Consider the following 2,917-nt stretch of genomic DNA (forward strand, 5'->3'; position numbering starts at 1 on the left):
TGGGCCAGGATGGGTATTGGCAATGTGAATGATCAAGTGTCTTAAGGGCAATTGGTGGATGCCTTGGCATGCACAGGCGATGAAGGACGTGATACGCTGCGATAAGCGTCGGGGAGCTGCGAATGAGCTTTGATCCGGCGATTTCCGAATGGGGAAACCCACCTATGATACTTGGGAAATCTGATGCGCCTGCGGCGCGTGAATAGTGAATAGTGAATAGTGAATGGTTTTTGCCATTCACTATTTTCCCATTCACCATTCACGGAGCGTCGCAGACGTCTTTGGTTTCCAAGTATCGCTATTAGGTATCTTATTCTGAATACATAGGGATAAGAGGCGAACTCGGGGAACTGAAACATCTAAGTACCCGAAGGAAAGGACATCAACCGAGACTCCGCAAGTAGCGGCGAGCGAACGCGGACCAGGCCAGTGGTGTTGGTGAGACAAGTGGAACCGTCTGGAAAGTCGGGCAAGAATGGGTGACAGCCCCGTACACGTAATGCGAACCAACATCCTTGAGTAAGGCGGGACACGTGAAATCCTGTCTGAAATTGGGGGGACCACCCTCCAAGCCTAAGTACTCGTGCATGACCGATAGTGAACCAGTACCGTGAGGGAAAGGTGAAAAGCACCCCGACAAGGGGAGTGAAATAGTACCTGAAACCGATTGCCTACAAACAGTGGGAGCCTGCAATGGTGACCACGTACCTTTTGTATAATGGGTCAGCGACTTAGTGTAGCGAGCAAGCTTAAGCCGGTAGGTGGAGGCGCAGGGAAACCGAGTCTGAACAGGGCGTTCAGTTCGTTGCATTAGACCCGAAACCAAGTGATCTAGCCATGAGCAGGCTGAAGGTTGGGTAACACCAACTGGAGGGCCGAACCCGTATCTGTTGCAATAGATTGGGATGACTTGTGGCTAGGGGTGAAAGGCCAATCAAACTTGGAAATAGCTGGTTCTCCGCGAAATCTATTTAGGTAGAGCGTCGACCGAATACCCTCGGGGGTAGAGCACTGGATGGGCTAGGGGTCCTCACCGGATTACCAAACCTAACCAAACTCCGAATACCGAGGAGTACTAGTCGGCAGACACACGGCGGGTGCTAACGTCCGTCGTGGAGAGGGAAACAACCCTGACCAACAGCTAAGGTCCCCAAGTCATGGCTAAGTGGGAAAGGATGTGAGACTCCCAAAACAACCAGGATGTTGGCTTAGAAGCAGCCATCATTTAAAGAAAGCGTAACAGCTCACTGGTCTAATTAAGGGGTTTTGCGCCGAAAATGTAACGGGGCTAAAGCCATGCACCGAAGCTTTGGGTTCACCGCAAGGTGAGCGGTAGCGGAGCGTTCTGTAAGCTGATGAAGCCGGATCCGTGAGGACCGGTGGAGGTATCAGAAGTGCGAATGCTGACATGAGTAACGATAAAGGGGGTGAGAGACCCCCTCGCCGAAAGACCAAGGGTTCCTGCTTAAAGTTAATCTGAGCAGGGTTAGCCGGCCCCTAAGGCGAGGCCGAAAGGCGTAGTCGATGGGAACCACGTTAATATTCGTGGGCCTGATGGTAGTGACGGATTGCGAGTGTCGTTCGATCTTATTGGATTGATCGGGCGGCTTAGCGGTTCCAGGAAACAGCTCCATCAATATAGACCGTACCCGAAACCGACACAGGTGGTCAGGTAGAGTATACCAAGGCGCTTGAGAGAACTCTGCTGAAGGAACTCGGCAAATTGCATGCGTAACTTCGGGATAAGCATGACCCTTATGCACGCAAGTGTGTGGGGGTGGCACAGACCAGGGGGTAGCGACTGTTTATCAAAAACACAGGGCTCTGCGAAGTCGCAAGACGACGTATAGGGTCTGACGCCTGCCCGGTGCCGGAAGGTTAAGAGGAGGGGTGCAAGCTCTGAATCGAAGCCCCGGTAAACGGCGGCCGTAACTATAACGGTCCTAAGGTAGCGAAATTCCTTGTCGGGTAAGTTCCGACCTGCACGAATGGCGTAACGACTTCCCCGCTGTCTCCAGCAGAGACTCAGTGAAATTGAATTCCCCGTGAAGATGCGGGGTTCCTGCGGTTAGACGGAAAGACCCCGTGCACCTTTACTATAGCTTTACACTGGCATTCGTGTCGGCATGTGTAGGATAGGTGGTAGACTTTGAAGCCAGGGCGCCAGCCTTGGTGGAGTCATCCTTGAAATACCACCCTTATCTACATGGATGTCTAACCGCGGCCCGTCATCCGGGTCCGGGACAGTGTATGGTGGGTAGTTTGACTGGGGCGGTCGCCTCCTAAAGAGTAACGGAGGCGCGCGATGGTGGGCTCAGAACGGTCGGAAATCGTTCGTCGAGTGCAATGGCATAAGCCTGCCTGACTGCAAGACTGACAAGTCGAGCAGAGACGAAAGTCGGTCATAGTGATCCGGTGGTCCCGCGTGGAAGGGCCATCGCTCAACGGATAAAAGGTACGCCGGGGATAACAGGCTGATGACCCCCAAGAGTCCATATCGACGGGGTTGTTTGGCACCTCGATGTCGACTCATCGCATCCTGGGGCTGGAGCAGGTCCCAAGGGTATGGCTGTTCGCCATTTAAAGCGGTACGTGAGTTGGGTTCAGAACGTCGTGAGACAGTTCGGTCCCTATCTGCCGTGGGTGTAGGAATATTGACAGGATCTGTCCCTAGTACGAGAGGACCGGGATGGACGTATCTCTGGTGGACCTGTTGTGGCGCCAGCCGCATAGCAGGGTAGCTATATACGGACGGGATAACCGCTGAAGGCATCTAAGCGGGAAACCCACCTGAAAACGAGTATTCCCTATCAGAGCCGTGGAAGACGACCACGTTGATAGGCCGGGTGTGGAAGTGCGGCAACGCATGAAGCTTACCGGTACTAATAGCTCGATCGGCTTGATCATTCACATTGCT

General features: G+C 53.3%; 1 rRNA gene. It reads left to right on the top strand.

Going from position 1 to position 2,917, the window contains the following annotated elements:
- Nucleotides 1-30: 30 nt before the first annotated feature.
- Nucleotides 31-2,907 (top strand): 23S ribosomal RNA (locus ALII_RS0120855).
- Nucleotides 2,908-2,917 lie beyond the last annotated feature (10 nt).

This window comes from Aliihoeflea sp. 2WW (assembly GCF_000497755.1).
Lineage (GTDB): Bacteria > Pseudomonadota > Alphaproteobacteria > Rhizobiales > Rhizobiaceae > Aliihoeflea.